Here is an 8,013-nt window from a genome sequence, read left to right as displayed (position 1 = left end):
TCCTCAGAGATCCTTCTGCTTTAGAGACATTCCCTACTCCGCTACTGCTATACTGCGCTACTGGCGTTCATGCCTACTTGCCTACTGCCCTACTGCCCTACTGCCCTACTGCCTCATTTTCGGGGTTACATCCGGCAAACTCTTCCCTATAAGGCCCTCCTAGCCTGATACCAGAATCGCGAGCACAACCGGCCGGGTCATCCCGTCCGGCTTTTTGTGCAAGCCGCCCGCCGAACGGACCCTCGACATGCCAAGACGCACCGACATCAAGTCGATCCTGATCATCGGGGCCGGCCCCATCGTCATCGGCCAGGCCTGCGAGTTCGACTATTCCGGCACCCAGGCCTGCAAGGCGCTCAAGGAAGAGGGTTTTCGCGTCATCCTGGTCAATTCCAACCCGGCCACCATCATGACCGACCCGGAACTGGCCGACGCTACCTATATCGAGCCGATCACGCCCGAAGTGGTGGCCAAGATCATCGCCAAGGAACGACCCGACGCGCTGCTGCCGACCATGGGCGGCCAGACCGCGCTCAACACCGCTCTGTCGCTGCGCCGCATGGGCGTGCTCGACCGCTATCAGGTCGAGATGATCGGCGCCGACGCCACCGCAATCGACAAGGCCGAGGACCGCGCGCTGTTTCGCGAGGCGATGAACAAGATCGGCCTGGAAACGCCGAAGTCGATGTTGGCCAACGCCACCGACGTCAAGAATGCCGACCGCAAGACACACGAGGCCGAGCGCGCAGCGCTGAAGGCGGAAAAGCCCGAAAATCTCGACGCCGCGCTCGATGCACTGGAAACGCGCTGGAACCTCGGCGAAGGCGACCGCAAGCAGCGCTACATCAGCCACGGCATGGCGATCGCAGCACAAGCGCTCGACCATGTCGGCCTGCCCGCCATCATCCGCCCCTCCTTTACCATGGGCGGCACAGGCGGCGGCATCGCCTACAACCGCGCCGAATTCTACGAGATCGTCCAGTCCGGCCTCGACGCCTCGCCGACCACAGAAGTGCTGATCGAGGAGAGCGTGCTCGGCTGGAAGGAGTATGAGATGGAGGTCGTCCGCGACAAGGCTGACAATTGCATCATCATCTGCTCGATCGAGAACATCGACCCGATGGGCGTGCATACCGGCGACTCGATCACCGTCGCCCCTGCCCTGACGCTGACCGACAAAGAATACCAGATGATGCGCAACGCCTCGATCGCGGTGCTGCGCGAGATCGGCGTCGAGACCGGCGGCTCCAACGTGCAGTTCGCCGTCAACCCGGCCGACGGCCGCCTGGTGGTGATCGAGATGAACCCGCGCGTCTCGCGCTCGTCCGCGCTCGCCTCCAAGGCGACCGGTTTTCCCATAGCCAAGATCGCCGCAAAACTCGCCGTCGGCTACACGCTGGACGAGCTCGAGAACGACATCACCGGCGGCGCCACGCCGGCCTCGTTCGAGCCGAGCATCGATTATGTCGTGACAAAAATCCCGCGCTTTGCCTTCGAGAAATTCCCCGGCGCCGAGCCGGTGCTGACCACCTCGATGAAATCGGTCGGCGAGGTCATGGCGATCGGCCGCACCTTTCAGGAATCGCTGCAGAAGGCGTTGCGTGGGCTTGAAACCGGCCTGACCGGTCTGGACGAGATCGAGATCCCCGGCATCGGCCACGGCAGCGCGCCCGCCAGCCATGTCGACGACCGCAACGCTATCCGCGCCGCTCTGGGCACGCCAACGCCCGACCGGCTGCGCATGGTGGCGCAGGCCATCCGCATGGGCACCTCGCTGGAAGACGTGCACGCAATGTGCAAGATCGACCCGTGGTTCCTCGAGCAGATCGCCGGCATCCTCGCCATGGAGGATCGCATCCGCGAGCATGGCATCCCTGAGGATGCCGCCAATCTGCGCATGCTGAAGGCGATGGGTTTTTCCGACGCCCGCCTCGCCTCGCTGGTCAGGAAGGATGTCGAAGAAATCCAGAAGATTCGTGAAAAGCTCGACGTTCATCCCGTCTACAAGCGCATCGACACGTGTGCCGCCGAGTTCGCCTCGCCTACCGCCTACATGTACTCGACCTATGAGGTGCCGTTTGCCGGCGTGCTCGCCAACGAGGCGCAGGTCTCGTCGCGCAAAAAGGTCGTCATCCTCGGCGGCGGCCCCAACCGCATCGGCCAGGGCATCGAGTTCGACTATTGCTGCTGCCATGCCGCCTTTGCGCTGCGCGACGCCGGCTTCGAGGCGATCATGGTCAACTGCAACCCCGAGACCGTGTCGACCGACTACGACACTTCCGACCGGCTCTATTTCGAGCCGCTGACGCCGGAGGACGTGCTGGAGATCCTGCGCGCCGAACAGGCCTCGGGCGAGCTGGTCGGCGTCATCGTCCAGTTCGGCGGTCAGACGCCACTGAAGCTCGCCGACGCGCTGGAGAAGGCCGGCATCCCGATCCTCGGCACCTCGCCCGACATGATCGATCTCGCCGAGGACCGCGACCGCTTCCAGAAGCTCTTGCACAAGCTCGGCCTTAGCCAGCCGAAGAACGGCATCGCCTATTCGGTCGAGCAGGCCCGCCTCGTCGCCGGCGAGCTCGGCTTCCTGCTGGTCGTGCGCCCGTCCTATGTACTCGGCGGCCGCGCCATGCAGATCATCCACGACGAAAGCATGCTGCAATCCTATCTGCTCGACACCGTGCCCGGCCTGGTGCCGGAGGACATCAAGCAGAAATACCCGAACGACAAGACCGGCCAGATCAACACGCTGCTCGGCAAGAACCCGCTGCTGTTCGACACCTATCTCTCAGGTGCCATCGAGGTCGATGTCGACTGCCTCTGCGACGGCAGGTCGACCTACGTCTCCGGCATATTGGAACACATCGAGGAGGCCGGCATCCATTCCGGCGACTCAGCCTGCTCGCTGCCGGTGCACTCGCTGCCCTCCGAGCTGGTCGACGAGCTCGAGCGCCAGACGGCCGCCCTTGCCCGCGCGCTCAATGTCGGCGGCCTGATGAACGTGCAATATGCGATCAAGGACGGCACGGTCTATGTGCTGGAGGTCAACCCACGCGCCTCGCGCACCGTGCCCTTCGTCGCCAAGACCATCGGCCGTCCGATCGCCAAAATCGCCGCGCGCATCATGGCCGGCGAAAGCCTGGAAGACGCCTTCGCCCATTACGGCGCCATGCCCGACCCGCGCAATCCCGGCCACATCGCGGTCAAGGAAGCGGTGTTCCCGTTCGCCCGCTTCCCCGGCGTCGACATCTTGCTCGGCCCGGAAATGCGCTCGACCGGCGAGGTCATGGGCCTCGACCGCGACTTCGCGCTGGCCTTCGCCAAGAGCCAGCTCGGGGCGGGTGTTGATCTCCCCCGCGCGGGCACGCTGTTCGTCTCGGTGCGCGACGAGGACAAGAAAGGCATCCTGCCGGCAGTCAAGCGCCTCGCCGGCCAGGGTTTCAAGGTCCTGGCCACCTCCGGCACCGCCCGCTTCCTCGCCGAAAACGGCGTCGCGGCGGAGAAAATCAACAAGGTGCTGGAAGGCCGCCCGCACATCGAAGACGCCATCCGCAACCGCCAGGTGCAGATCGTCTTCAACACCACGGACGGCCAAAAGGCAGTGTCGGACTCGAAGTCGCTGCGCCGGGCGACGCTGATGCAGAAAGTGCCGTATTACACGACGCTGTCGGGTGCGGCTGCGGTGGCAGAGGCGATTGCGGCGCTGCGGGCTGGGAGCTTGGAAGTCAGGCCGCTGCAGGAATATTTTGCGTAAGGCGATTAGCTCTTCTCGCTCGTTTGCGAGGATGCCAGCAGTTCGGTGAGGGGCAGCGCGAACCTTTAAATGCGATCATCACTGCTTCCCAATCGGGCAGGAGACAACACCTCTTATACGAGTACGAGATGTTGACTCACTAGCGCAACAAACATAGTTGGAAACAAATCCGAGGAAAATTTCATCAAGGCTCGACGAGATTGGTTGAGCTTTGATCTTGAGGAATCTATTTACGTTACCTCAATAAAAGTCTATGCGACCGAGTATGAAGATTACCATGAGATGGAGCTCAGCCTAAATGACGCCTTGTACGGCGGAGAGTCTAATATTTATAAGAAAAAATTTAATGGAGAGTTTTTCAACTTCGAGGTAAAAAGGTTTATAAATGGATTTGGCTTGAGTCCATCTGAGAGAGTTTTCAAATCGGCAAAGATAACGTCTATCTCTGTTAGAGGAATAGAGCAAAAATACTTTAGTGAACTGATAAGAATTCTAGAAGACGTCAGTAGAGAAAAAGAAAAAATTGAGAGTGGTTTACGGATATACCTTGAAAAGGCGACGAAATCCTTCTCAGATATTGAAGAAAATGAAAGAACCATAGAAAACCAGTTAGTTTCAATTGAAGAAAATGGTGAGAGACTAGATGGACTCGATAAAAGCATCGACCTGCTTAACAAGCAACAGCTAGAGATACGGAAGGACATAGAGATTGGCACATCCGTTGAAAAGGAAGGAAACGAAAGAGTTGCATCTATTAAGCTTAATATCAACGATCTTAGCAAGCAAAGAGAAGCTGTAAGTGAAGAAATTTCAAATAAGCAATCACAACTGAGAGATCTTAAGGAAAATATAAATCTCTTTCCAACGGAAATATCGGGATACGTCAGGCAAGGCACAAATAACATCAAGCTATATACGATTCTGTCGTTTGTTCCAATTGTCATAATATCGCTTGTTACATACCGTCTATTTTCAAATTCAGAAAGGCTACTTAACTACTTTCTGGATGAAAATCGCGTCGGCATAGTTGAATTTTTAATTTCGAGAGCGCCTTACGTCATAGTTTCGTTTACAATCCTCACAATTTGCTACTCGGTGGTCCATAGGCTAGTTTCCGAGATTATAAACATCAACCGACGAAGGCAGGACCTGTTTAAGATTAGCATCATAGCTACTGACGTTTCCTATGCATCCCAAGATCGGATGGACCTGAGTAATGAGGAACAATACGAACTCAGAACGCAGACAAAAATCGAGATGCTAAAAGAACATCTTAGGATGCATATGAGCGAGGACTACTCATATATCCCGAGGCAGAAATACACCGAGAAACTTAAGTCCCTGATCGGCAGCATGACGGCTAGGAAGTCTGACGCTGCTCTCGTGGAGAATGCCGAAGTCGCCGAATAGATTCGCACGGCAGCAAGAAGTGTTACCGTTCCACGGTGACAGCGCTAAAACTAGAAATCGCTTTCTCTCTGCAGCAGGTAGATAGGCCCGCCCTGCGTCTACCCATGGACCGCCGCAAGATCCTTCACATGCATTTCGTGCATCAGCGTCTTCTTGGCGATTTCCTTCAGAGCCGGATCATCGGCTGACTGGGCGTAGGTGGAAAACAGCACCACCGCCTGCTAGCGCGCCTCGGTCTGCTGGGCGATGTATTTCACCTAGAATTCATTGCCGTCGAGGCTCTTGAACTCGTCCAGCATTGCGACGCTCGGCTTAATTGAGAAACCCAATAAACCGCCCGGCGAAAAGCACCGACGTCCATAGCACCAGCGAGAGCACAGCCAGGATAGTGACAATCCCGCCGGCCGGCTCGTCACCGCCTTTTGCGCGGCGCATGAAGACAAGGAAGTTGGCGCCGGCGATCAGGATCAGCCCCATCTTGGCAAGGAAAATCGGCATCGCCGCATACTCGCTCGCCCTGACTGAAAACAGCAGCGAGCCCGTGACCAGCGCACCGGCGAACGCGCCCAATGCGGTGCTGCGCAGCAACGTGACGAACGGCACCTGCGGCAGCGAGCGGAATGCGCCCAGGATCCTGAGATCCATGAGCCAGACGCTGGTCAACAGCGCGCCGATCGAGATGATGTGCAGCGCGTTGACGAGGGGTAGGCGACGAAGGAGGCCTTTAGTCCCCGTACCAAGGCCAGTTGCTCGATGCCGGCGAAAAACCCGTCCATTCAGGCCGGCGGCACGCGGTCGGGATAGACATCATAGGTCTTGCCGCCAACGATGATGCGGACTGCTTTCATGCGCTTTTCGCTCTCGTCGCGCGAGCGGTGGCCGATCGCGGTCACCCCGTCGCCGACCTTGGCAACCTCCTCGGTGAAGCCGGCGGCGATCGTGCGCGACGGCGGCGCCATCTCCACCCGCCAGACTTCTCCCTCGGCGTCGACATCCAGCGTGGCGTGCGGGTTGCCGATGTAGATGGCCGTGATCCTGCCCTTGAGTTCGAAGAACCCGTCCTGCGTCCACGACCAGCCATGATGGGCATAGGCCGCGGTGGCCGCGGCAAGCATCACCGCCGCCGCCAGCGTGACGCTCCGGTTGAAAGGTGACAGCATCGCTCGTCTCCTCGGTTCCGGCATTAAAGGGTAGGTCAGCGCGCTGCAGCGTCAAATCACAGAAGGTTTGTGCCGCCCCTCATTGCCCTGCCGGGCATTTCTCCCCGTATAGTGACGGGGAGAAAGGCGCCTTCGCCGATGGTTTCGCCAGTTTTCGGCGTGGCAGAAGGGCGTGCCAGCGCTGCGCCCAGCCCCTTCTCCCCGTCACTATACGGGGAGAAGGTGGCGGCAGCCGGATGAGGGGCGGCGCCGACTTCTACGGTCGAGCGCCCGCTTGCCGCCCCCTACCCCGCCCAATCCACCTCGATCATCCCCAGCCGCCTGACCGCAGCCGCGTTCTCGACCGTGTTGGTCTTGAGATCGACATGCGTCGCGCCCCTTGCCTGAAACACCGCAAAGGCGTGCCGCATCAGCGCCTCGGCGATGCCCCTGCCGCGCGCCTCGGGATGGACGGCAAGGTCCTTGACGAAAGCCCGCGTCCAGCAGAGCGCGGCGCCCGCCGGCCGGCCCTTGCCGTCGATGACGAGGAAACACAAAGCCGGGTCGAATTCCGCGTCGCCGGAAATGCGCGGCCACCATTCGTCGAACGGCCCATCGGCGCCGTCGTCGAACACCGCGGTCAAAAGCGCGTGCAGTGCGAGCGCATCGGCGGCTTCGAAGCCGCGCATGAAAAAACCTGCGGGCCAGCGCGGCACCAGAAGCGTGTCGTCGAGGATCTTACGCAGGCGGATGTCATTTGGTGCCGGCGGACGCGGCTCAGGCATCAGGCTGCATGCGGCGGCGCAGGCTGTCGCTGCCGAGGCCGGTTTCGCCCAGCATCCCCTTGCGCTTGGCGTCATAGTAATAGCCGCTCTGGTAGAGCCGGTCGGCGCGCTTGGGGTTGCCGCCCGACACCAGCCAGGCACCGCGCAGATATTTCACTGCGTATTTCAGATTGGTCTCGGCGTCGAACAGGCCGCTTGCCGGTCCGTCATAACCCATGCCGCGCGCCGTCGCGTGCTTGATCTGCATCAGCCCCCAATGCCCGCGATTGTAGGCTTTCGGGTTGAAGGTGCTCTCGCGGTTGACGACGCTGCGCACCAGATCGACCGGCACCTGGTAAAGCGCGGAATATTTCTCGATCAGCCGCTCGATCTCGCTGCGGCCGCCGGCATTCGACTGCCCCTCTACCGGTTCGGTCGCGGCCAGCACGGCCGGGTTCTGCGGCACCGTGTAGGAAACCGGCTGAACGCCGGGCATGGCTGCGGTCTGTTGGGTGACCGGTATGGCCACGGCTGGCGTCGCGGTAACAGGCTGGGCATTGGCGGTAATGACGGCGGGGGTAGTTGCCGCCAGCGGCGTCGGCCCGGCAAAGGCGGCGGCCGGCTCGACCGGCAGTGCTGCCACCTGGGCGACGCCGGATGGTTCCGGCAGCACCGAAACCGTGTCGGGCAGCGCCAGGGTGACGCCGCCATCGGTGTTGGCCGTGTTTTCGGTGAAGGCCGGCGCCGGGGTCACCGGCGAAGTCGAGGTGCAACCACTGAGAGCGGCCACGGCCAACACCGCCGCTAGGACGGGAAAGAGGAATTTTGCTGGCAAGCGGCGCTCGGGTCCGGTTCGTCGGGTGTTAAGAAGTCCTTACACCAGCATCTTTCCCCCGGCAATCCGCGGCAGCCGGTGGTTTTCGGGTGGCGAGCCGGGCCGGGAAATGCG

Annotated in this window: 6 protein-coding genes; 2 read left to right on the top strand and 4 right to left on the bottom strand. The window is 60.3% G+C overall.

All coding sequences use genetic code 11. The features are described from left to right. Positions 1-247 precede the first annotated feature (247 nt). On the top strand, positions 248-3,751 hold the full coding sequence (gene carB, locus NKI19_RS31035) for a carbamoyl-phosphate synthase large subunit (RefSeq protein WP_352566658.1): 3,504 nt from the start codon (positions 248-250) through the stop codon (positions 3,749-3,751). 204 nt (positions 3,752-3,955) lie between these two features. Then, positions 3,956-5,161, top strand: a complete 1,206-nt coding sequence (locus tag NKI19_RS31030) for a hypothetical protein (RefSeq protein ID WP_352489103.1) — start codon at positions 3,956-3,958, stop codon at positions 5,159-5,161. A 312-nt stretch (positions 5,162-5,473) separates the two neighbouring features. Here the strand turns inward: NKI19_RS31030 and NKI19_RS31025 are convergent, their stop codons facing one another. The 4 genes from NKI19_RS31025 to NKI19_RS31010 all read right to left on the bottom strand — a co-directional run bounded on the left by NKI19_RS31025 (position 5,474) and on the right by NKI19_RS31010 (position 7,854). Then, positions 5,474-5,824, bottom strand: a complete 351-nt coding sequence (locus tag NKI19_RS31025; protein WP_352566657.1) for a hypothetical protein — start codon at positions 5,822-5,824, stop codon at positions 5,474-5,476. A 113-nt stretch (positions 5,825-5,937) separates the two neighbouring features. Further along, positions 5,938-6,321 (bottom strand): DUF6152 family protein, encoded by a 384-nt coding sequence (locus NKI19_RS31020; protein ID WP_352489100.1) that lies wholly within the window; start codon positions 6,319-6,321, stop codon positions 5,938-5,940. A 284-nt stretch (positions 6,322-6,605) separates the two neighbouring features. Continuing rightward, positions 6,606-7,085, bottom strand: coding sequence for a GNAT family N-acetyltransferase (locus NKI19_RS31015; RefSeq protein WP_352489098.1), 480 nt, complete (start codon positions 7,083-7,085; stop codon positions 6,606-6,608). Continuing rightward, positions 7,078-7,854, bottom strand: coding sequence for a transglycosylase SLT domain-containing protein (locus NKI19_RS31010; protein WP_352489097.1), 777 nt, complete (start codon positions 7,852-7,854; stop codon positions 7,078-7,080). The genes NKI19_RS31015 and NKI19_RS31010 overlap by 8 nt, the downstream gene beginning before the upstream one ends. Positions 7,855-8,013 lie beyond the last annotated feature (159 nt).

Origin of the sequence: Mesorhizobium sp. M0751 (assembly GCF_040320265.1) — a bacterium.
GTDB lineage: Bacteria > Pseudomonadota > Alphaproteobacteria > Rhizobiales > Rhizobiaceae > Mesorhizobium.
This window is presented reverse-complemented; position numbering and strand designations above follow the sequence as displayed.